The following is a 21,974-nucleotide window of genomic DNA, read 5'->3' as shown; positions in this document are numbered from 1 at the left end:
CCGCTGGGCCGCGAAGCGGCCCCGCTTTTTATTCAAAAAGCTGGGACTGCTGCGCAGTCCAGCGGGAGCAAGCTCCCTCGCCACAGTTGCTTTTACTCTTTCAACTTACGCGGTGGCCTTTAGAAATCCACCGACGCAGACAACTTGGCCACCCGCGGATCACCCTGGCTCAGGAATCCACCTTGCGCCGATTCCCAGTACTTGGCATTGGCGACGTTTTCTACCGTGGCGCCGACGGTGACATCACGCTGCGCCACCTTGAAGTTGTAGCGCGCACCCACATCGAAGCGGTTCCACGCCGGCAGGCTGAGGTTGTTGGCCGCATCAGCGTACTGCCCGCCGGTGCGCAGCATGCGCCCGTTGAGGCTTACGCCTTGCAGGCCCGGTACATCCCAATCCACCCCAGCGTTGAGCTGGAACGAAGGCACGCCGATCGCACGGTTGCCGTCATTGGCGCCATTTTGCGTGTCCTTGAGCTCGGTCTTCATCACTGTCACACCGCCGAGCAAACGCAGGCCGCTGACCGGTTCGCCGAACACGTTGAGCTCCACGCCCTTGTTGATTTGCAAGCCTTCGCGCACGTAGCGCGCAGTGGTCGCATCGACGACTTCGGAGTAACCGGCCCCAGGCTGCTCGATACGGTAAACACCCAGCGTGGCGCCGTAGGTGCCCATGTCCACCTTCACACCTGCTTCAATCTGCTTGGAGCGCGCTGGCGCATAGGCTTGGCCGCCGCCAATGATCGTCCTTTCACCCAATTTCAGCGGCGACGTCGGCCCCTGCGCCAACCCTTCGATGCGGTTGGCGTACACCGACACATGCTCCCACGGCTTGAACACCAGGCCGTAGACCGGCGTGGTGATCGACTCGTCGTAGTTCGCCGTGCGCGTGCCGCTCGCGTAGTTGTAGCCCTGCACCACCATCTGCTGGCGACGCGCGCCAACGGTCAGTAACAGGCGGTCATCGAAGAAGCCAAAGGTGTCCGAAACGGCCGCGCTGCGCACAAAGGTCTTGGCGGTGATTTCCGGGTCGCTGAAGTCGGTGCCCGGGGTGTTGCGTGGGTTGTTCAAGGCCGGTGGCGCGCCGGTCACCGGGTTGTAGATATTGGTGATGGTCTTGCCGCTGGCAAACACATAGGCGTTGCGCGCCTGGGTCCAGGTCCCGGCCAGGCCGAAGTTGAGACGATGGCTCACCGCGCCGGTCTGGAACTTGCCATTGAGGCCCGTCATCAGGCTGCTGTTGTCTTCTTCGTGGGCAATGGTCGAGCCGCTGGCGGTGGCGTTGCCGAGGTTGTCGGTCAGGGTCACCGACGAGTAACGCCCCATCTCGCGGGTGTGCTTGACCCCGCCTGCCGCGTACGCCGTCCAGTTGTCGCTCAGGTCGTACTCGGCACGCAGCATGCCCAGGGTGTCTTCCAGGTTGGTACTGCTCCAGCTCGGCGCGTAGTTGGTGTCGGCCGAAGGCGCATCCGGGATGTGGGTGGCGGTGCCGGTGAACACCGAGTTGCGCCCGCCGTTGATATGCTCCTTCTGGTACACAAAGTCGCCGGACAAACGCAGCGCATCGCCACGGTAGTCCAGGCCAACCGCAAACAGCTTCGAACGCTGGTTTTCATCATCGATGCCGGTATCGCCTTCGCGCTGGGACAGGTTCACCCGTGCGCCAAACTGATGGTCTTCACCAAAACGCTGGCCAATGTCCAAGTGCTCGCCCACCCGACCATCGCTGCTGATGTCGCTGCTGAAACGGCGCAACGGCAGATCATCGGCGCGCTTGGGTTGCAGGTTCACGCCGCCGCCAATCCCCGAACCGGTGGGGCTCACGCCGTTGATAAAGGCATTCGGGCCCTTGAACACTTCAACCCGTTCCAGGGCGTCGGTTGAGATGATCTGGCGCGGCAGGATGCCGTACAGACCGTTGTAGGACATATCGTCGCCGTTCAGGGGCAAGCCGCGAATCATGAAGGTCTGCGCCTGATTGGCATACCCCGACGCCTGGCGCACGGATGAGTCATTGAGCAGCACATCGCCGACGGTTTCGGCCTGCTGGTCGCGAATCAGTTTCTCGGTATAGGAGGACATGCTGAACGGCACGTCCATGATGTCCTGGTTGCCCAGCACCCCCAACTGGCCACCGCGTGCCACCTGGCCGCCGGCGTACACCGGGGGCAGGGCGCTTGGCGCGGGTGCGTCGGCGCTGATGTTGGTGGCGCCCAATTCCAGGGTATTGCCGTCCTGACGGTTGTTCGCATCCTGCGGGGTGGCTGGGGTGGCGGCATGAGCAGTGATGCTCAGGGAGCAGCACAGGGCGAGCAGGGTCGGACGAAACGGAATAGGGAAGGGCATGGGCGATCCAGTGAGGAAAAGGGCAACAAATGTTGCGCGTCCTCGCTGCGCGGATACGACTCCGGTGCGAATGATAGTGATTGTTATTAACGTCACGCAACAAATATTTACTTTCGCGGTCTGCGTGCGCACATAGCCGAGTAGAATCACGCCCTGAAAGCGATTCCTGAGGTGCGGTACGGTGGATTTACAGCAGGGTTTTGTCCTGACCCGGCATTGGCGCGACACCCCGGCGGGCACGGAGGTCAGCTTCTGGCTGGCCACCGACCAAGGCCCCAGGCTTGTGCGCCTCCCCGTGCAGACCTCGGTGATGTTCATCCCCGAAGCCCACCGCAAGCCGCTCGACTGGCTGCTCAAGGGCGAGCGCGAGATCGAACTGCGCCCGCTGGAACTGTTGGACTTCCATCACCGCAAGGTCCTGGGCCTCTACACCCGCCAGCACCGCCAGGCGATGGACGTGGAAAAACGCCTGCGCGCCGCCGGTGTCGACGTCTACGAAGGCGACGTGCGCCCGCCCGAGCGCTACATGATGGAACGCTTCATCACCGCGCCCGTGTGGTTTGGCGGTACGCCCGATGCCAACGGTGTGTTGATGGATGCGCAGATGAAACCCGCGCCCGACTACCGCCCAGCGCTCAAACTGGTGTCCCTGGACATCGAGACCACCGCCAAGGGCGAGCTCTATTCCATCGCCCTCGAAGGCTGCGGCGAGCGTCAGGTGTACATGCTCGGCCCGCCGAACCAAACCACGGCGGTGGACTTCAAGCTCGACTACTGCGACACCCGCGCCCAACTGCTCGAACGCCTCAACCACTGGCTGGCCACCTTTGATCCCGATGCGATCATCGGCTGGAACGTGGTGCAGTTCGACCTGCGCGTGCTCCACGAACACGCCCAGCGCCTCAACGTGCCGCTGCTGCTCGGGCGTGGCGGCGAAGCCATGACCTGGCGCGAACACGGCAGCCGCAACCACTACTTCGCCGCAGCGGCGGGGCGCTTGATCATCGACGGTATCGAGGGCCTGCGTTCGGCGACATGGAGCTTTGAATCCTTCAGCCTGGAAAACGTCGCGCAAACCCTGCTCGGCGAAGGCAAGGACATCTCCACGCCATACCAGCGCATGGACGAAATCAACCGCATGTTCGCCGAGGACAAACCCGCCCTGGCGCGCTACAACCTCAAGGACTGTGAACTGGTCACGCGGATTTTCGCCAAGACCGAACTGCTCACCTTCCTGCTGGAACGCGCCAGCGTCACCGGCTTGCCGGCGGACCGCAATGGCGGCTCGGTCGCCGCGTTCACCCATCTGTACATGCCGCTGATGCACCGCCAGGGCTTTGTCGCGCCGAACCTGGGGGACAAACCGCCCCAGGCCAGCCCCGGCGGATTTGTCATGGACTCGCGCCCCGGCCTCTACGAATCGGTGCTGGTGCTCGACTACAAAAGCCTCTACCCGTCGATCATCCGCAGCTTCCTGATCGACCCAGTGGGCCTGATCGAAGGCCTCAAGTACCCCGACGACAGCCAGTCGGTCGAAGGCTTTCGCGGTGCGCGTTTCTCGCGCACCCGGCATTGCTTGCCAGCCATCGTCGCGCGGGTGTCCGAGGGCCGCGAAGAAGCCAAGCGCGAACACAACGCGCCGTTGTCCCAGGCGCTGAAAATCATCATGAACGCCTTCTACGGCGTGCTCGGCTCCAGCGGTTGCCGCTTCTTCGACACGCGGCTGGCGTCGTCCATCACCATGCGCGGGCACCAGATCATGCGCCAGACCCGCGCCCTGGTCGAAGCCCAGGGCTTTGAGGTGATCTACGGCGACACCGACTCCACCTTCGTCTGGCTCGGCAGCAAGCATTCCCAGGAGGACGCCGGGCGCATCGGCCGCGCCTTGGTGCAGCACGTCAACGACTGGTGGCGCGAGCACCTGCGCAGCGAGTTCGGCCTGCAAAGCGCGCTGGAACTGCAATACGAAACCCACTTCAGCCGCTTCCTCATGCCGACCATTCGCGGCGCGGAGGAGGGCAGCAAAAAACGCTACGCCGGCCTGGTCACGCACAGCGATGGCCGCGAAGAAATGGTCTACAAAGGCCTGGAAACCGTGCGCAGCGACTGGTCGCCCCTGGCCCGCCAGTTCCAGCAGGAACTCTACCAGCGCATCTTCCATCGCCAGCCGCACCAGGATTACATCCGTGACTACGTGCAGCGCACCTTGAGTGGCGAATTCGACGAGTTGCTGATCTACCGCAAGCGCCTGCGCCGCCAGCTGGACGACTACGAACGCAACGTCCCGCCCCACGTGCGCGCCGCGCGCCTGGCGGACGACTACAACGACCGCCTCGGGCGCCCGCGCCAGTACCAGCGCGGTGGCTGGATCAGCTACGTGATCACGGTCAACGGGCCGGAACCCCTGGAAACCCGCCAGGCGCCCATCGACTACGACCACTACGTCACCCGGCAATTGCAGCCGGTGGCCGATGCGATCCTGCCGTTTGTGAATGACGATTTCGGCACTCTGGTCGGCGGGCAGATGGGCCTGTTTTAAAACGCTTGATTCGACGCGCTGCGAACCTGCACTCTGGCCGCTGACGACCACCCGACGGCGCAGCCACCATGACCCAGCTCACCCTGACCGGCACCACGGTCGAACTCCAGCCCCTGCTACCGCAACATGCCAGCGCCTTGCTCGACGCCGCCGCCGATGGCGAGTTGTGGAACCTCAAGGTCACCAATGTGCCCGGCCCCGATACCGTCGAAAAATACATCGACACGGCGCTGGCCGGACGTGACGCGGGCACGGTGATCCCGTTCACCATCGTGCGCCGCGACAGCGGCCAGGTGGTCGGCAGCACGCGGTTCTGGAAGGTCGATCGGGTCAACCGCAAGCTGGAAATCGGCCACACCTGGCTGGCGCAATCCACGCAAAAAAGCGCGATCAACACCGAAGCCAAACTGCTCCTGCTGACCTACGCTTTTGAAGTCCTCGACTGCGTGCGCGTGCAATTCACCACCGACGAACTCAACGAAAAATCCCGCGCCGCGATCCTGCGCCTGGGCGCCGTGCAAGAAGGCATTGTGCGCCACGAACGCATCATGCCCGACGGGCGCAAGCGCAATTCGGTGCGCTTCAGCATCATCGACTCGGAATGGCCGCAGGTGAAAGTGCACTTGCAGGCCAAACTGCAACGCTAGGAGACCAGGCACATGTACACGCTCTACGGCATAGACGAATCCGGCTCGTGCATGATCGAAATCGCCCTGCAACGTTGCGCGGTGCCCTGGCGCCGGATCGACGCCGCGTCATGGGCCGAGGGCGCCGGCAGTGACGAACTGGCGCGCATCAACCCGCTCAAGCAAGTGCCCACGTTGCTCACGCCCGATGGCCAGGTACTGACAGAAAGCGCGGCGATCCTGATCCACCTCGGCCTGGAGTTTCCCGCCGCCGACCTGCTGGCCGGCAACCGCGCGCAGATCATCCGCGGCCTGGTGTACATCGCCGCCAATTGCTACTCGGCCATCGGCATCATCGACTACCCGCAACGCTGGCTCGGCAACGTCAATGAAACCGTGCAGGCGCAACTGGTCACCGGCACGCGGCGCTACTTGCATCAGGCCTGGGTGGTGTTTGCCGATCAGTTTGCCGGGCAGTTGTTCGGCCCCAATGACACGCCGAATGCACTGGGCCTGATGGCGGCGGCGGTGTCGCGCTGGGATGAGTCGCGGGAGGCATTGAACGGCCTGGCCCCGGGCTTTGCTCAGAGCCTGGCGCAGGTGGACGCCGATCCCGTGGTAGCGCCCGTGTTTGCCCGGCATTGGCCGCAGTGGAACGTCACCTGATGTTTCCGCAATCAGTGGAAACAATCACCGCGCAAGCGCCTCAACCCCTTGCGTAGCGGGCGTCCTGACCTACGCTTTCTTAAAGTGGTGTAGGAATCATCCTTGAATTTGACTGTCGCAGACATGAAACTCAAGAACCCTGCATGGAATTAGAAGGAGGTGCGCATGCTCATCCGGTCGCTGACCCTGGCTACCTTGATGGTTTTTACGGGGCCGCTGTTGGCCGCTGATGATACCAACCCACTCAAGCAGGATGTGGGCAAAGCCCGTCCGCTGGTAGTGGTGGAGCTTGATTCCGGTAACGCCACTTTGACGACACTCAAGAAGCAACTTGACGAGCCTGCCAACAAGCAAGCGTTCGAAGAACGCAACATGGTGTTCTACACCGTGAAGTTCGGCAGCATCGGCGCCGAAGGGGAGAAGTTCGCCAAGGACGCGAAGGACAACAAAAAACTCACGCCGCCAGAAACCAATGCACTGATCCGCGCCCTCAAGCTGGGTGCCGGTAGCGGCACCAAGGTCATCCTGGTGGGTAAGGATGGCGAGAAGAAACTCGAGAAGACCGTGCCACCGGATACCCTCGACCTGAAGGAATTCTTCAGCACCATCGACCAGATGCCCATGGCGGAAAAAGAAACCGCCGCCGCCGCAGAACCCGAGCCGGCGGCCCCCGCGCCCGCCAAAGGCGCCAAACCGGCCAAGGCCGGCAGCAAGCCTGCGCCGCAACAACTGGACGATTGATCCACACCAGGAGCCGGCTCCCCCGGCTCCTACCGCAGACACCTTGCGAAACATATGATAACCGTTATCATTTGCGCATCATTCTTTGTGCGCGCCTCCCATGTCTTCGACTCCTGCGGTAAGCCCTACTGACCTGGCCACCCTGTACCAGCAGCAACACCGTTGGTTGCAGCAATGGCTGTGGCGTCGCCTGAATTGCTCGCAGAGTGCCGCGGACCTGGCCCAGGACACCTTCCTGCGGCTGCTGGCGAAGAATCAGGCGATCGAGGTGCAGGCACCGCGCAGTTTTCTGGCGAAGGTGGCGCAGAGCGTGCTGTCCAACCACTTCCGTCGGCAAAAGCTGGAGCGCGCCTACTTGCAGGCCCTGGCCCTGTTGCCGGAAGAATCCGCCCCCAGCGCCGAAACCCAATGGATCCTGCTGGAAACCCTCACCGCCCTCGACGAAGTGCTAAGCCGCCTGGCCTTGCCGGTGCGCCAGGCGTTCCTCTGGTCGCAGCTCGACGGCCTCAGCCATGGCGAGATTGCCGAGCGCCTCGGCGCCAGCATCGCCACGGTCAAGCGCTACATCATCAAGGCCGGCGCGCAATGCATCCTGCTGGACAGCCAGCAACCATGACGCTGTCCCTGGAAGCCGCCGAGCAGGCGATGCATTGGCAACTGGAATTGCAGGCGCCCGACGTCAGTGAGCAAACCCGTGCGCAATGCCAGCGCTGGCGCGAACAAGACCCGGCCCACGAACTGGCCTGGCAGCATTCCCAACGCTTTTTCCAGCGCATGCAAGACGTGCGCGCGCCGGCGCATCAGGCCCTGGTCAGCGCTGCATTGCGGCCGGCCTTGTCTCGTCGCCAGGTGGTCAAGCACCTCGCCGTGCTGATGGTGGCGGGCGCCACGGCGTGGAGCGCCAAAGACAGCGAACTGCTGCAACACTGGACCAGCGACTACAGCACCACCGTCGGCGAGCGCTGGCGCATCGATCTGGCGGACAACACCCAGGTGCAACTGAACACCGACAGCGCCATCGACGTGCAATACACCCATGAGCGGCGCCAGATCCACCTGTTGCGCGGCGAAATCCTGGTGGACCCCAACCCCGCCGACAGCCGCCCGCTGTGGGTGCAGACCGCCGAAGGCCTGACCCGCGCGGTCAGCGGACGTTTCAGCGTGCGTCAGCGTGACGGCTTCACCCAGCTGGGCGCAGACCAGGGCGCATTGTCGGTGCAGATCCCGTCGCGCAGCCTGGTGTTGCAGCCCAGCGAACTGATCAGCTTCGATGCCCACACCGTGCTCGCCCGTCGCCCACAACGGGACGGCGAGCTGGCCTGGCTCGGCGGCATGATCGTCGCCCAGGGCATGCGCCTGGAGGACTTCCTTGAAGAATTGAGCCGCTATCGGCGCGGGCGCTTGGCCTGTGATCCGGCGGTGCGCGGCCTGCGGGTGTCGGGCACCTACCCGCTGGCCGACACCGACCGCATCCTCGCCGCCCTGGCGCAGACCCTGCAATTGGATGTGCAGCATTTCACGCGGTTCTGGGTCACCCTCAAGCCGCGCCAGCACCTCGTGTGAATTTATTTTGCGGCAAAGTGAGCCGTTTGCCGATCTCACGAGACTTGTATTCCCAGACACTACCTTCACTGGGGAAACAGGCATGCAGCCACGCACAACGTTGAAAACATCACTGGCCCTTGCGGTCATGCAAGGCATCGCCACGCTCACGCTCGCCACGCCGTTGCTGCTGGCGTCGGCCTGGGTGCAGGCCGCGCCGCAGATCGACTTCGACATCCCGGCTGGTTCGCTGGCCGGCGCACTCAACCGGTTCGGCCAGGCCAGCCAGATCCTGCTGTCCTACCCGGCGGCGCTCACCGACGGCAAGACCAGCCCCGGCCTGCATGGGCGCCATGACCTGGACAGCGGCCTGGCAATCCTGCTCAGCAGCAGCGACCTGCAAGCCGTGCGTGGCAGCGGCAATAACTATTCGCTGGAACCACGCCCGGCGGGCGGCGCCTTGCAACTGAGCACCGTGTCCATCTCCGGCAAGGCGCCGGGTTCGACCACCGAGGGCACCGGTTCCTACACCACGCAATCGTCCAGCAGCTCGACGCGCCTGAACCTGACCCCACGGGAAACCCCGCAATCGCTCACCGTGATGACACGCCAGCGCCTCGACGACCAGCGTCTGATCAACCTCAGCGACACCCTCGACGCCACCCCCGGCATTATCGTGCTGCGTGATGGCAAGGGCTCGGAAAGCGATGGCTATTTCTCCCGTGGTTTCCAGATCCAGAACTTCGAGATCGACGGCGTGCCCACCGCCACGCGCATGGACAACTACACCCAAAGCATGGCCATGTACGACCGCGTCGAGATTGTGCGCGGCGCCACCGGCCTGATCAGCGGCATGGGCAACCCGGCGGCCACCATCAACCTGATCCGCAAGCGCCCGACCGCCGAGGCCCGTGCCAGCGTGACCGCCGAGGCGGGCAACTGGGACCGTTACGGCACCGGCCTTGACGTGTCCGGGCCACTGACCGAAAGCGGCAACGTGCGCGGGCGCCTGGTGGCAGACTACAAGACCGAACGTTCCTGGATCGACCGCTACAAGCAGGAAAGCCAACTGCTCTACGGCATCACCGAGTTCGACCTGACCGAAGACACCCTGCTGACGATGGGCTTCAGCTACCTGCGCACCGACGTCGACGCGCCGGCCCGCTCCGGGCTGCCCACGCGCTTTACCGACGGCGCGCGCAGCAACCTCAGCCGTTCGCTGAACACCGCGCCGTCGTGGTCCTACAACGACCATGAGCAGACCAGTTTCTTCACCGCCATCGAACAGAAGTTCGACAGCGGCTGGAGCGCCAAGGCCGAATTCACCCACACCGAAAACCAGTTCGACGAAATCTTCAACTACGTCAACGGCAGCCTCAACCGCGATGGCAGCGGCACCACCCAACTGCCGGTGCGCTTCTCCGGCACGCCGCGCCAGGACAACCTCGACCTGTACGCCACCGGCCCGTTCAACCTGCTCGGTCGCGAGCACGAGCTGATCGCCGGCGTGACCCTGTCCAAATACCGCGAGAGCGTGCCGAGCTACGGTGGCTGGAACTACGCCTATTCCGGCTCGCCGGCGGGCGCCATCGACAACCTGTTCAATTGGGACGGTAACTCGGCGAAACCGGCGTTCGACGTCACCGGCAAATCCTCGGTGGATGAAAGCCAGTACGCCGCTTACCTCAGCACCCGCCTGCGGGTCACCGATGACCTCAGCCTGATCCTCGGCAGCCGGGTGATCGACTGGAAACGTGACACCGTCACCAGCCCATACGGCGGCACCGAGACCCGCACCGACGAATCCGAAACCGGCGTCTACATCCCCTACGCCGGGGTGGTGTACGACCTCACCGACAACTGGTCGGCCTACGCCAGCTACACGAAGATCTTCAACCCCCAGGCCATGGGCGTGCATGACATCAACAACAAGGCTCTGCCGCCGATGGAAGGCAAGGGCTACGAAGTGGGGCTCAAGGGCAGCTTCTTCGACGAGAAACTCAACACCAGCCTGGCGCTGTTCAAGCTGGAACAGGACAACCTGGCGATCTGGATCGACACCCCGGGCGGCGACACCTACCGCAACGAGAAGGGCACCACGACCGAAGGCGTCGAGTTGGAGCTCAACGGTGAATTGGCCGAAGGCTGGCAAGCCTCCGCGGGCTACGCCTACGCCGTCAGCACCGATGCCGACGACAACCGCATCGTCACTACCTTGCCGCGCCAGAGCCTGAAGACTTTCACCACTTACCGCCTGCCGGGCGCGCTGGATAAGTTCACCGTTGGCGGCGGGGTGAACTGGCAAAGCAAGGTCGGCGAAGACCTGCATACCTTCAGCCAGGGCAGCTATGCGGTGACCAACCTGCTGGTGCGTTATGACGTGACGCCCAAGCTGAGTGCCTCGGTGAACCTCAACAACCTGTTTGATCGCGAGTACCTGAGCTATGCCGGCAACCACGGCATGTATGGCGCTCCGCGCAACGTGATGACAGGCGTCAAATACGATTTCTGATCTGAGCGCCTAACCCCAAGTCAGAGTGAGCTTATGTGGGAGCGGGCTTGCTCGCGAATGCGGTGGCTCAGTTAGAACATCTTTGACTGGCCCACCGCTATCGCAGGCAAGCCAGCTCCCACATTTGGATTTGCGCCAGACTGGGAATCTGGCCACACCGCCGCCCTCCTGTGGGAGCTGGCTTGCCCGCGAATGCGGTGGCTCAGTTAGAACATCTTTGACTGGCACACCGCTTTCGCGAGCAAGCCCGCTCCCACATTTGCTTCAGTTGCGTGCTGGCGCTTGCGTTTCAGTTTTCTTGCGCACCGGAAACGGAAAGTAGAAAAACCGCAAGAACGCCACCCGCTTGATCACTTCCCCAATCAGCAACGGCGCCACCACCGCCACCACCAAGCCAACGCACGCCGCCACAAACGCAGGCAGCCCCAGGCGCTCCATCAGGTCGAAGGTCTTGTGCTGGATCTCGCCATGGAAGATCAACAGGATCAACGTCGACTGGCCAATGTAGGTCATCGCCCGCGTCAGCAGCGCCGAGACCATGAGCACCCGCGCCAACGCCCAGCACAGGTACATGCCAATCACCGCCAGCAGGCTGGTCCACAACCAGTGGTCATAGCGCCGTTGCGCCAGGTCCATGGTGTCGCCCCGCCAGAGAAACACCGCCGCAAACAGCACCACCGAAATCACCAGCGTCAGCAGTGAACCCTCATGCCGGCGCAGCCAGTCGCGCAGCAGGTAGCCGAGGATGAAACACGCGCCGCTGATCAGCGTGACGTCCAGGCTGAACGGCAAACCGGGCAGCACCCAGGTGCGTTCGCCAACGGTCACCGGCAGTTGCCAGAACCACGGCAGGATCCAGGTGCCCACCACCAGAATCAGCGCTGTCAGCCCACAACTCAGCGCCAGCGGCAGGCGTTGGATCAGGCGCAGCACGCACCAGCTGAACAGGATCGCCACCCAGAAATGCGGCAGAAACCACAGCGCCTGCCACGGGATGGTGTCCACCGAGGCGTACAGCACGCCACCGATATCCGGCAGCAGCGGTTGCCCGCGCAGCACATCGCGCACGATCACGTAGACCAGCATGGTGAAGAAAAACGGCTTGAGCAGGCCGTCGGCCTTGCGCACGGCCATCTCGCCAAACGGCTGTTCCGGCTTGAACAGCACGCCGGACAAAAAGAAGAACAGCGGCAGGATGAACGACGCCAGGATCGGGTACAGCAGGTCCGGGGACGTGGCCACAAACCAGCTGTGGGCATACACGATCACCAGGATGCCGATGCCTTTGGCGATATCCATTTGAATCCAGCGATGTTTCACTCGACCTTCCTCCTTTATGCCTTGCGCCATGGCTTGAGCCACAGCCCCATGCCCAGCAACACCACGGCGCCGGCCAGGGTGCTCAGCCCCAGTTGCAGCCACACGCCGTCAATCCGAAACAGCAGCAACGCCGCCAGGCCCAGCAACAGCGTGCTCAGCAGCCATTGCCGCGCCCAGGGCAGGGCGGCGAGCAAGGACTGGCGCTGCATCAACAGCAGCGCGGTGCACAGCACGCCGGCCAATGCAGCCAGCGGAATGCCCGCCAGGCCAAAGATAAACGGCAGCGCGCCGAGCAACAGCACGTTGACCAGGCTGCCGAGCAATTCGCAGCGCAACGGCTGGCGTGTGTCGCCCGCGGCGTAGGCGTAGCGCGCCAGCAACGCGTTCCAGGCGCCGAACACCAGCGGCACGGCGAACCACGCCAGCAGCAGCGGCAGTGGCGAATCCGCCGATTGCTTGGGCAACAGCAGCGCTACCAGGCTTGGTGCCGCCGCCACCAGGCCGACACCGGCGGGCAGGGTCAACACGCTGGCGGTTTGCAGGCCGCGCTTGAGCAGGGCCAGGCGCTCGTCGCCCTGGCGACGGCTCATCATGCCCAGCAGCACCTGGTTGAGGCTCATCAGCGCAATCAGCGGCAGGTTCATCAGCTTGCGCGCGAGGTTGACCCACGTCACCGCGCCTTCCCCCAGCAGCGAGGCCACCAGCCGCTCGATCAGCGCCAGGCCCTGGCTGGCGCCGTTGCTCAACAGCAGCGGGCCGATGCGCTGGCCCAGCTCGCGCAGCGGTGCCAGCGACAGTTGCCAACGCCACGGCCGCCAACCCTGGCGCCAGACCGACGGCAGCAGCGCCAGCGGCATCAGCAGGCTGCCGGCGAGGCAGGCCAGGGCCAGTGTGTGCGGTTGGGTGGCAGTGCCGGCGAGGGCGAGGTAGGTCACCGGTGGCAGGTTGAACAGCAACGAGCCCAGCCCCGCCAGCACAAACCGCTCGCTGGCCTGCAACGGAATACTGAACAGCGCATGCAGCATCAACCCCGGCACGCACCACGCGACGATCTGCAGATTGCTGCCCGCCAGCGCCGTGGCACTCGCCGCCAAACCAGGGCCGAGCAGTTGCACCAGCCACGGCGCCAACAGCGTCAGCAACAGGCTGGTCACCAGCGCGATCAGCAGCAGCGCCGGAAACAACACCGCCAGCCAACTCAGGCGCTCGCCCTCCTGGCGTTGCAGGTACAGCGGCAGCGCGGCGGCGCTGAGCAGGCCACCGGCCAGTGACATGCGCAAGGCTTCGGGCAAAAACAGCGCGATCAGGAACGCATCACTGCGCTCGCCCGCGCCCCAGGCCGCCACCAGCAACCATTCGCGCGCAAAGCCCAGGCACAAGCCGAGCAAGGTCGCCACGGTGAGCCAGGCGGCAGAGCCGAGCATCAGGGGTGTACGCCATCAAGCAGCGGCTCAGGCGCGGCAACCTGTTTGACCTGCGGCAGGCGTGCCGGAAACAAGCGTCGAGCCTCCAGCACGTTGATCCCCACCATCAGCCAGAACAGCGCCACCATCACCACGGCAAAGCTGAAATAGTGGTCAAACAAACCACTGACCAACGCCGCCAGAATGCCCGCCGTGGTGCCCAGCCATAGGGCGTTGTCCTTGGTCAGGCGGATCGGGCCTTTGTCCGGGCGCGCTTCACGCCACCAACGGACGGTCACCGCGACAAACAGCAGCATGCCGACAATGCCGATCTTGTAGATGTAGTTCAGCCACAGGTTGGATATCCCCAGAAAGTGCGTGCCCGGCACCGGTGGATCGACCTTGAAGCCAATGCCCAGCGGATACGCCGCCACCGCCTGCGGGAACATGCGGTATTCGTCGAAGCGCACTTCGGTACTGGCGTTGCTCGACGAGAAAATCGTCGCCAGGCGGTCCTGCAACGGCGGATACGCCATCACCAGCGCCACGGTCAGCGCCGCGCCAATCATCAGCAAGCGCCCGGTGTACGGCACGCGGCGCGTGGCCATCCACAGCAGCACCAGCGCCAGGCTGACCATCGCGCCACGGCTACTGGCCAACAGCAGCGCCGCCGCGCCCAGGCATGCCACGCTGAGACCGAGGCCGCGCTTCCAGCCTTGCTCGGTCATGCCGTAGCAGAACGCCAACGGCAGCAGCAGCGCCATGATCCCGCCGATGGCATTCGGATGGGTCCACGGTGAGCCCATGCGCGAGGACATGGCTTCCAGGCCGAACTTGAGTGTGTCGAAGTTGGCGTAGTTGAACAGCCCCAGGATCGGCGCAATCCCGGCTCCCGAGCGGGTGCGCACAAACACCGCAATCGACAGCACCAGCATCGCCAGCGTGCCCAGCAGCAGGGCGATCACCAGGGCTTCACGGTGCTTGCGTTCCACCAGCAACTTGGCCGCGAGGAACACCCCCGACAGGTTCAGCAACCAGCGCAGCCAGTTGGCCAGGCCGCTGCTGTCGGCGTGGGTGATGACCTGGCCGACGATAAACGGGAACACGCTGAACAGCATCAGCCACAGCAGCATCTGGTCGGTGGGGCGTTGCGTGAAGCGCGGTGATTCGGGCAAGCGCGACAAAAATCGCTGCCACACCACCGCGCCCCAGGTCAGGGCGAGGATCGCTTCGCTGACGGTGGTGCGGATGCCCAGGTTCACCGTGGAGTACGGCATGAACGTCGCCACCAGGGCAAACAGCAGCAGGCCCCACAGCGGAAAGCGCAGGATGGTCAGCGCGCCCGCCAAGCCAATCACGGCGACAAGCGCCTTGGCCGGTGACAGCAACAACGCCAGCGCGCCGAACAGCACGCCGAAGAGGATGGGGACGAGGCTTGTCAGGTTTATTCTCACTTGAGTTCCTCGATCAGGTCGGCCAGGCGGCGGCGATAGGCGCCAGGGTTGTAACGCTCAGCCCACAGGCGGCGTTGCTCCGGCGAATCTTCGACGGGGCGTTGCGCCAGGTCCAGCATCAACTGCACCAGCGCCGGGCCATCGGTGGGCGAAAAGCGCGGCGCCGTCGGCGGGGTGATTTCATCCAGCGAGGTGCCGCTGGCCACCGCCACCGGCGTACCGACGCTCAGGGCTTCGATCACCGGCAAGCCGAAACCTTCGGCGTAAGACGGTTGCCACAGGCGCGAGGCCTGGCGGTACAGCGCGTGCAGTTCGGCATCCGACACGCCGCTCAAGGCGCGAATCCCCGGCAGCGTGCGCTGGGCCTCGGGCAGATGCTCGAGACTGCCCACCAGCACCAGCTCCGGCACCTCGCTGGACTGGCGTCGCGCCTGCTGCCAGGCGTCCACCAGGAACGGCACGTTCTTGCGCAATTCCCGGGTGCCCACCAGCAGCCAGTAGCCCTCGGGCAGTTGGCGCGCACTGAGGTCGGCGGGCAATCCGGCAAAGCCCTCGACCTGATTGGGCAGCACGCGGATCTTGTCCTTGGCGCCGGGAAACAGCCGCGCGGTTTCATCGGCGCTGTATTGCGATGGCGTCCACACACGGTCGGCGCTGCGCACCGCATAGGCGATCGATAGGCGATCACTGGTTTTGTAGATCAGCGCCTTCAGGCGGTTGGCGTGGTAGTTGTCCAAGGTGATCTGGAACAGGTCATGCAACAGCACCACGCTGCGCAAACCCTTGGGTTTGGGCGGCAGCGGCAGGCCCATGTTGAAGGTGCTGATGTACAGGTCAATGTGTTGCTCGCGCAGCGCACGCGGCAGAAAACCGGCCTCGAAGCGCAGGCGATTCTGCGGTTGGTGCATCGCGGTTTTTGCGCATCCCCAATGCGGGCAATGCGCCTGCAAACGGGTTTCATCGCCCAGGGGCGCCACGGTGAAACGCTCCAATTCAAGGTCCGGCAGCGTGCGCAGGGCGTTTTCCAGGGCGTACACCTGGCGGCTGATCCCCGATTGCGGCGAGGTGCCGACGGTGCGGTAATCCAGGCCTACACGCATGCGGGCTCCTTGTGTTTGACCGGCGCGAGGCTGGCGTACACCTGCTCCAACTGGCTGGCGGCGACGCTCCAGTCATGGGCGCGGCGCACATAGGCACGCCCGGCTTCGCCCATGGGCGCGGCGGCTTCGGGAAATTGCAGCAGGCGCACCACGGCATCGGCCAGGGCGGTGGCGGTCTGGCCGCCGAGGTAGTCCAGGCCCTCCACCAGGTCCAGGCCCGACACGCCTTGCGCGGTGCTGGCCAGCGGCAGGCCGGCGGCGAGGGCTTCGAGGACCTTGAGCTTGGAGCCGCCGCCATGGCGCAACGGGGCGAGGAACACCGAACTGCTCGATTGCAGTGCCAGCAGATCGGGCACAAAGCCCTGCCATTCGATGCGCGGATCAGGCCAGCGCGTGCGCCAACTGGCAGGCATGCCGAAGCCACACACGCTCATGCGCGCATCGGGGCAGCGCGCCCAGACCTTGGGCAGGATCTCATCCAGGGCCCACTCGATGGCGTCCACATTCGGTGCGTATTCGTAGTTGCCGAGGAACAGCACGCGGCGGCTCGCCGGGTCGGGACGGGCCTTGGCGAAGTGATCGCAATCCACGCCGTTGACCACCACCGGCACCCGTTTACCGGCGATCTTTTCCAGCACCTCTGCGTCGCTTTCGGTCACCGCCACCACCTGGGTGGCTTGGCGCATGACGCGGCGTTCCCAGCGTGCATAGCGCCATTGATCGTAGCGAATGAACGGCAGCGCCCAGCGCGGCAAACGGTCATAGGTGGCGGCGCCGAGGGCCGACTCGACGTTGTGTTCGGTCAGCACAAACGGCTGGGCGTTACGCGCCAGGGCGTCTTCATAAGGCTGGAAGGTGTAGCTGTGTTCGATCTGCACCACGTCCCATTGTTCACCCAACAGCCACTCGAACGTGTCCTGCAACTCCCCCGACAGGCCATTCACGCTGGCCAGCAGCGGGTAGGGCGCGAACAGCCCGGCCAGCAACGTTTTGACGCTGCGCAGCGGGCGGCGCGGCAGCACGATCAATTGTTCGAGAAACGCCTCCAGCACCTGGCGGTCGGCCGGCGTTACCGGGTGCTTGTCATGCAGCAGCAAGGTGATCTGATGCCCGCGCGCCGCGAGGCTGCGCAGCAGGTGAAACTGGCGCGTCTTGCCGCCGCTGGTGGCGGGCCAGGGTGAGTAGGGCAGGATCCATAAAATGCGCATGGCCGCGTCAATCCCATAACAGAATTTGCAGGGTCGGCTTGACCGTCACGGTCAGGCCGCTGGTGCCGGTCAGCGGGGTTTGCGTACCGAGCAGCGGGTCGTACAGCGTGGCGTTGGCCAGGCCTGGCAAGTGCGCGTTGCCGCCCGCGGCCGACCAGAAGAACCACAGCTTGTGGCCGTCGGCGCGGGTCCAGCCGATGCTGAACAGGCCGTCGGGCAGTGAGTCGGCAAGCGGTGGGTCGCCGGGGCTCAGGCTGGGCCCGCTGAAGTCGAGAAAGTTTTTCAGCGCGGTGTACACCGGCTTGGGGTTGGCGTCGATATCGAGCAAACCGTAGAACTGGTCCCGCACGCTGGCGCGCTGGTCGAGATCGCTGAGGGTGAACAGGAAGATCTTGTCGAAATCCATCGCGCTCATCAGCGCCAGGCGCCGCAGCACATAATCGGCCTGGCCTTGCAGGGTGATGAGGTCTTGCGCGTCCTTGGGCCCGGGGTACGTGGACCAGCCCCATTCGGTGCTCCACAGGGTCTGCACGCCGCCGTTGCGCAGGGCAGTGTTGAGAGCGCTGGTCTTGGCGATAAAGTCCAGGTTGGCCGGGTCGTTGCCTTCGGGCAGTTGGGTGTATGGGTGGTAGGAAATCACTGTGTTGAGGCTGGCCACGCCAAGGGCGCCGAGGGCGTCGAACATGGTCTGGCCGTTGGGCATTTCGCTGAAGAATGCCATGCCGGCGGCAACCACCGGCTTGCTCGGATTGACCCCGCGCAAGGCTCCAGCCGTGGCGGTCAACAGCGCGGCAAAGCCCGCAGGATCGGCCGCCGGGCGCCAGAAGCCGAGCAGGTTGGGCTCGTTCCACACCTGCCAGGCATCCACGCTAGGGTAACGCTGGGACAGTAGCGCCATGCGCGTGGCGAACACATTCGGGTCTTTGGGCGGGTACTGGTCCTGATACGGCGCACCAACCGGCGCGGTGGTGGCGAACGGCGCCGAACCCACCAGGTAGAACACCGATTTGAGCTGGTTGTCCTGCAGCTTGCCGACCAACTGATCAAGGGTCGCGATCTGGTATTGGTTCTCCACCGGCTCCAACTGGTCCCAGTGCAAATCCAGGCGCACCCATTGCAGGCCCAGGGCCTTGAGGCGGTCGATCTGCAGTTGATAGCGCGCAGGGGCGAACCACAGGAACTGCGCGTTCACCCCGAGGAAATCCTTCCACACCACCACCTTGTTGCCCTTGAGCACATGGTTCTCGGCGTCGGCCTGGCGCCCCCACATAAAGGCCGTGAGGCCCAGGGCGGCGACCACGGCCAGGGTCGCCAGGTACGTGCGTTTACGCGCCATAAGGGGCTCCGGCAATCGCCTGTTCAAAGAGCTGCTTGAATTTTTGCGCGGTCAACGGCCACAGGCGTTCGCGGCCAATTTCCCCAGCGCGTTCGGCCCAATCCCGGGCCAGCGACGGCGTGCGCGCCAGGCGCAACAGTTGTGCTGCGAGCGCCGCCACATCGCCCTGGGGATAGATCGCGCCGTTGCCGCTGGCGACTTCTTCGGCAAACGCCCGCGCATCCGAAGTGATCGCCCCGCGCCCGCACGCGGCGGCCCAGGACAACGCGCCACTGGTGCCGCGCTGGCGCCCCAGCAGGCCGAGCTTTTTCGATTCGCGATAGGGCAGCACCATCACATGGTGCGCCTGGATCGTCTGGGCAATCTCGCTGGCGGGCAGGTTCAGCCGCCAGTCGATGGAACCGCTCAGGCCGAGTGCGGAGATCTGGCTGTTCAACTGTTCCAGGTAATTGCCGCCCGCGCCAAATGCCATTTCGGCGGCGGTGCCACCGGCCAGGGTCAGGCGCACACGGTCACGCAATTCAGGGGCTTGCTTGAACACATCGGCCAAGGCTTGCAGCAGGTCTTCGATGCCTTTGCCGCGGTAGATAAAACCGAAGTACAGCAGGTGCAGGGTGTCTAGCGCCGGCAACGGCGCGGGGGCGATGGCCAGGTTGGCGTGGTTGATCACCGCGACTTTGCCGGCCGGCAGTTGCATGCGTTGGCTCAGGCAGTCGGCGCCGAGGCGGGTGAGGGTGATCAGCCGCGTCAGGCCTTGGGCGACGTGGCGTTCCTCGCGCAAGGTCAACGGGTCTGCCAGCACCACCGCCGCTTGCGGCAACGGGCTGGGCAAACGCGCCAACAGGTTCAGCGGGAAGGGCAGGTGCTCACGGCGCCAGACCATGCGCTCCGGGTCATGCACGGTGGCGGTCAGCGGCAGGCCGGGATGGGCCCGGCGCAATTCACGCAAGGCCAAAAACTCGCCGAGGCGCCCGCCGCCCAGCTCGGCGTGGACCAGGTCCACACGCTGCCAGTCGAATCGGGCGATGGCTTGTTGGATCGCCGCGCTGTTGCCATCCACGCCGGTCAACGGTGTCGCCACCGTCACGCCCAACTGCTCCAATGCCGTCTTGAAATGGTTCGCGTAGTCGGCGATGCCGTTTTTTTCCGGCGGCAAGGGAGCGAGCAGGGCGATGCGCATCAGAACGCCCCCCGGTATTTGGCGATGGTGCGCAGCACTTTGGCCGGCACTTCGAATTTGCGCCGGTTGATGATGATGCCGTCGACCTTGCCGAATGCGGTATTGAGGATCGACAGCGCATGTTCCACCACCGGCACCGTGCTTTTATGCGCTTCCACCACCAGCGCAATCAGGTCGGCGCGGCGTAGGGTGACAAACGCGTCGCGGTTGTCCAGCAGGCCCGAGGCATCCAGCAGCACCACTTCGCCAGGCTCCGCCGGGACGAGGCCGCCGACCCGCACGTTCACGCCGTTTTCCAGCAGCAGGTGGCGCAGCTGTTCGACGACAAAGGTCACGCCTTCGCCGTGTCGTGCCGAGGTCAGGCCCAGGGTCAGGCCGTTCTGCGCGATGCGGTCGGGTTTGAGCTGGCTGTACAGGCGGTAGATGCTGGCGTGGAACGCGTTGGTGCTTTGCACGGTGCTGATGTCCAGCTCCGGCAGGGTGGTCCACAGGCGCAGGCCGAACTTGCGCTCCACCAGGCCGCCGTCGTGAATGCGCTGGTCCAGCAGGTAGCACAGGTAGATCACCAGCAAGCCGACGACGATGGCAAACGGGATCGCCAGGAACAGCATTACCAGGGTTTTCGGGAAGATGCGCCCAGGGTTCAGGGTGGCTTCTTCGATCACCGCGATGTTGCTGATCTGGCTGTTGTCCAGCTCGCGGTCGATGCGCGATTTTTCCAGGTTGTCCACGTATAGCGCGTAGTTGCGCTCGGTGGTGTTCAGCTCGCGGGCCAGGCGCGCCAGTTCCGGTTCGATCTCCAGGGCTTGCTTGCGCTGGTCTTCGAGGTTGAGCAGTTGTTTTTGCTGTTGCACCAGCTGTGTGCGCAGCGCCTGGTTGTTGCTGGTCTCATCCAGCAGCACGCGCTGCAAGTGGATTTCCAGGGTGTTTGGCGCACGGTTTTCCGAGGCCTGTACGGTGTTGCTTTCGCTGGCGACCTCGGCGCGCATCGCACGGATCGACGCATCGAGGGCTTTCACCGGCGGCGCGTTGTCGGTGTAGGTGCGCATCATGTCGGCCTTTTCCAGCAGCTTCTGGTTAAGCAGGCGACGCAAGTCCTGTTGCTGCGGATTCAGTGCGATCTGGCGCACTGTGGTGACTTCCTTGGGCTGGCCCTTGAGCTGGGTGCGCGTGCTGGCGATGGCGCTGTCCGAAGAGGCGATCAAGCGTGTGGTGTTGAAGGTCTCGCCGCGCAGCACGTTGATGCGCTCGGACAAGTCTTCGAGGCGGTCGGTGATGCTCGCCGCGCCGATCTCGTTGAGGTGCTTGAGGATCTGCTGCTTGTAGCTCTGGATCTCGGTGGCGCTGGTGGCCACCTGGCCTTCGTAAAACACATAGAGGCTCTTGCGCCCCAGGGCCTGGGTGCGTTCGTTGATATAGGTCTCGACCCAATCCTTGACCACCGCCTGGGCAATTTCCGGGTCGCCCCAGGTGAAGCTGATGTCCATCACCGTGGAACCGGCGGCGTGGCTCACTTCAAAGCTCTTTTCCAGGCTGGCGGCGAGGCGCTCCACCGGGGTGGTTTTTTCGACGATGCCCACGGTTTCCAGCACTACGCGCACGCCGCCGAAAATCGCGCCGATGCCTTCCTTGACGTAGTGCTTGGTACGCTTCCAGAACCCTTCGGGCGGCGGCGCGTTTTCGATCACTTCCAAGTAGTGCTCGGCCACCGCGCGCACGATGGGGCGCCCGGTGAGCAGGCGTTCTTCATCGACAATCGGGTCGCGCTGGGTGCTGGGCATGACCAGCGCCTGGCGGTTGCTGATCTCGATCGGCAAGGTCGAATCGCGCCCCGGCTTGACCAGCAGGCGCGCGGTGGATTCGTACTTGGCCGGCAGCAGGAACGCGCCGAGCAGGATGATCACCAGCGCGGCAATCGCCGCCAGTTTGAACTCACGGCGAAAGATGAAGAACAGGCGCAGAAGATCACGAAAAGAACGGATCTCGATCATGGGATGTCGCT

The 21,974-nt window shown here is 64.3% G+C and carries 16 protein-coding genes; 7 read left to right on the top strand and 9 right to left on the bottom strand.

Annotation, left to right across the window (positions count from 1 at the left end; all coding sequences use genetic code 11):
- Positions 1 to 119: 119 nt before the first annotated feature.
- Positions 120 to 2,345 carry a TonB-dependent siderophore receptor gene (locus DBR46_RS27670; protein WP_124529238.1) on the bottom strand — a complete coding sequence of 742 codons (2,226 nt, stop codon included), beginning with the start codon at positions 2,343 to 2,345 and terminating at the stop codon, positions 120 to 122.
- A gap of 181 nt (positions 2,346 to 2,526) precedes the next feature.
- On the opposite strand from DBR46_RS27670, the gene DBR46_RS27665 reads away from it, so the two are divergent.
- From DBR46_RS27665 to DBR46_RS27635, 7 genes are all read left to right on the top strand, one after another.
- Entirely contained in the window at positions 2,527 to 4,884 is a 2,358-nt protein-coding gene (locus tag DBR46_RS27665; RefSeq protein ID WP_124529236.1) for a DNA polymerase II, read from the top strand.
- Positions 4,885 to 4,952: 68 nt separating this feature from the next.
- Positions 4,953 to 5,531, top strand: a complete 579-nt coding sequence (locus DBR46_RS27660) for a GNAT family N-acetyltransferase (protein ID WP_124529234.1) — start codon at positions 4,953 to 4,955, stop codon at positions 5,529 to 5,531.
- 12 nt (positions 5,532 to 5,543) lie between these two features.
- Entirely contained in the window at positions 5,544 to 6,176 is a 633-nt protein-coding gene (locus DBR46_RS27655; protein WP_124529232.1) for a glutathione S-transferase N-terminal domain-containing protein, read from the top strand.
- Between the two features lie 165 nt (positions 6,177 to 6,341).
- Positions 6,342 to 6,917 (top strand): DUF4174 domain-containing protein, encoded by a 576-nt coding sequence (locus DBR46_RS27650; protein ID WP_124529230.1) that lies wholly within the window; start codon positions 6,342 to 6,344, stop codon positions 6,915 to 6,917.
- A 100-nt stretch (positions 6,918 to 7,017) separates the two neighbouring features.
- Complete coding sequence (locus tag DBR46_RS27645) at positions 7,018 to 7,533, top strand: sigma-70 family RNA polymerase sigma factor (protein ID WP_124529228.1); 516 nt, start codon at positions 7,018 to 7,020, stop codon at positions 7,531 to 7,533.
- Positions 7,530 to 8,480: a FecR domain-containing protein gene (locus DBR46_RS27640; RefSeq protein WP_124529226.1), complete on the top strand. Its 951-nt coding sequence runs from the start codon at positions 7,530 to 7,532 to the stop codon at positions 8,478 to 8,480. The genes DBR46_RS27645 and DBR46_RS27640 overlap by 4 nt, the downstream gene beginning before the upstream one ends.
- A 127-nt stretch (positions 8,481 to 8,607) precedes the next feature.
- On the top strand, positions 8,608 to 10,971 hold the full coding sequence (locus DBR46_RS27635; RefSeq protein WP_124529261.1) for a TonB-dependent siderophore receptor: 2,364 nt from the start codon (positions 8,608 to 8,610) through the stop codon (positions 10,969 to 10,971).
- 264 nt (positions 10,972 to 11,235) lie between these two features.
- Here the strand turns inward: DBR46_RS27635 and DBR46_RS27630 are convergent, their stop codons facing one another.
- Genes DBR46_RS27630 through DBR46_RS27595 form a run of 8 tightly spaced genes read right to left on the bottom strand, consistent with a single transcriptional unit; the run spans position 11,236 to position 21,963 of the window.
- The gene (locus DBR46_RS27630) at positions 11,236 to 12,270 is read right to left on the bottom strand and encodes an acyltransferase family protein (RefSeq protein ID WP_177414133.1); all 1,035 of its coding nucleotides are present in this window, start codon (positions 12,268 to 12,270) and stop codon (positions 11,236 to 11,238) included.
- 35 nt (positions 12,271 to 12,305) lie between these two features.
- Positions 12,306 to 13,715, bottom strand: a complete 1,410-nt coding sequence (locus tag DBR46_RS27625; protein WP_124529222.1) for a lipid II flippase MurJ — start codon at positions 13,713 to 13,715, stop codon at positions 12,306 to 12,308.
- Positions 13,715 to 15,142 carry an O-antigen ligase gene (locus DBR46_RS27620; protein WP_124529259.1) on the bottom strand — a complete coding sequence of 476 codons (1,428 nt, stop codon included), beginning with the start codon at positions 15,140 to 15,142 and terminating at the stop codon, positions 13,715 to 13,717. The genes DBR46_RS27625 and DBR46_RS27620 overlap by 1 nt, the downstream gene beginning before the upstream one ends.
- A 2-nt stretch (positions 15,143 to 15,144) precedes the next feature.
- Entirely contained in the window at positions 15,145 to 16,248 is a 1,104-nt protein-coding gene (locus DBR46_RS27615; protein WP_124529220.1) for a glycosyltransferase family 1 protein, read from the bottom strand.
- Positions 16,239 to 17,456, bottom strand: a complete 1,218-nt coding sequence (locus DBR46_RS27610) for a glycosyltransferase family 4 protein (protein ID WP_124529218.1) — start codon at positions 17,454 to 17,456, stop codon at positions 16,239 to 16,241. Before DBR46_RS27610 ends, DBR46_RS27615 begins: the two co-directional genes overlap by 10 nt.
- 7 nt (positions 17,457 to 17,463) lie before the next feature.
- Positions 17,464 to 18,792: a cellulase family glycosylhydrolase gene (locus tag DBR46_RS27605; RefSeq protein ID WP_124529216.1), complete on the bottom strand. Its 1,329-nt coding sequence runs from the start codon at positions 18,790 to 18,792 to the stop codon at positions 17,464 to 17,466.
- Positions 18,782 to 19,972, bottom strand: a complete 1,191-nt coding sequence (locus DBR46_RS27600) for a glycosyltransferase (protein WP_124529214.1) — start codon at positions 19,970 to 19,972, stop codon at positions 18,782 to 18,784. The genes DBR46_RS27605 and DBR46_RS27600 overlap by 11 nt, the downstream gene beginning before the upstream one ends.
- The gene (locus DBR46_RS27595; protein WP_124529212.1) at positions 19,972 to 21,963 is read right to left on the bottom strand and encodes an exopolysaccharide transport family protein; all 1,992 of its coding nucleotides are present in this window, start codon (positions 21,961 to 21,963) and stop codon (positions 19,972 to 19,974) included. Before DBR46_RS27595 ends, DBR46_RS27600 begins: the two co-directional genes overlap by 1 nt.
- Between the last annotated feature and the right edge of the window lie 11 nt (positions 21,964 to 21,974).

The sequence above is a fragment of the Pseudomonas sp. KBW05 genome, from assembly GCF_003852405.1.
Lineage (GTDB): Bacteria > Pseudomonadota > Gammaproteobacteria > Pseudomonadales > Pseudomonadaceae > Aquipseudomonas.
Note: the sequence above shows the minus strand (reverse complement) of the source record. Positions and strands in the feature narration are given on the sequence as shown.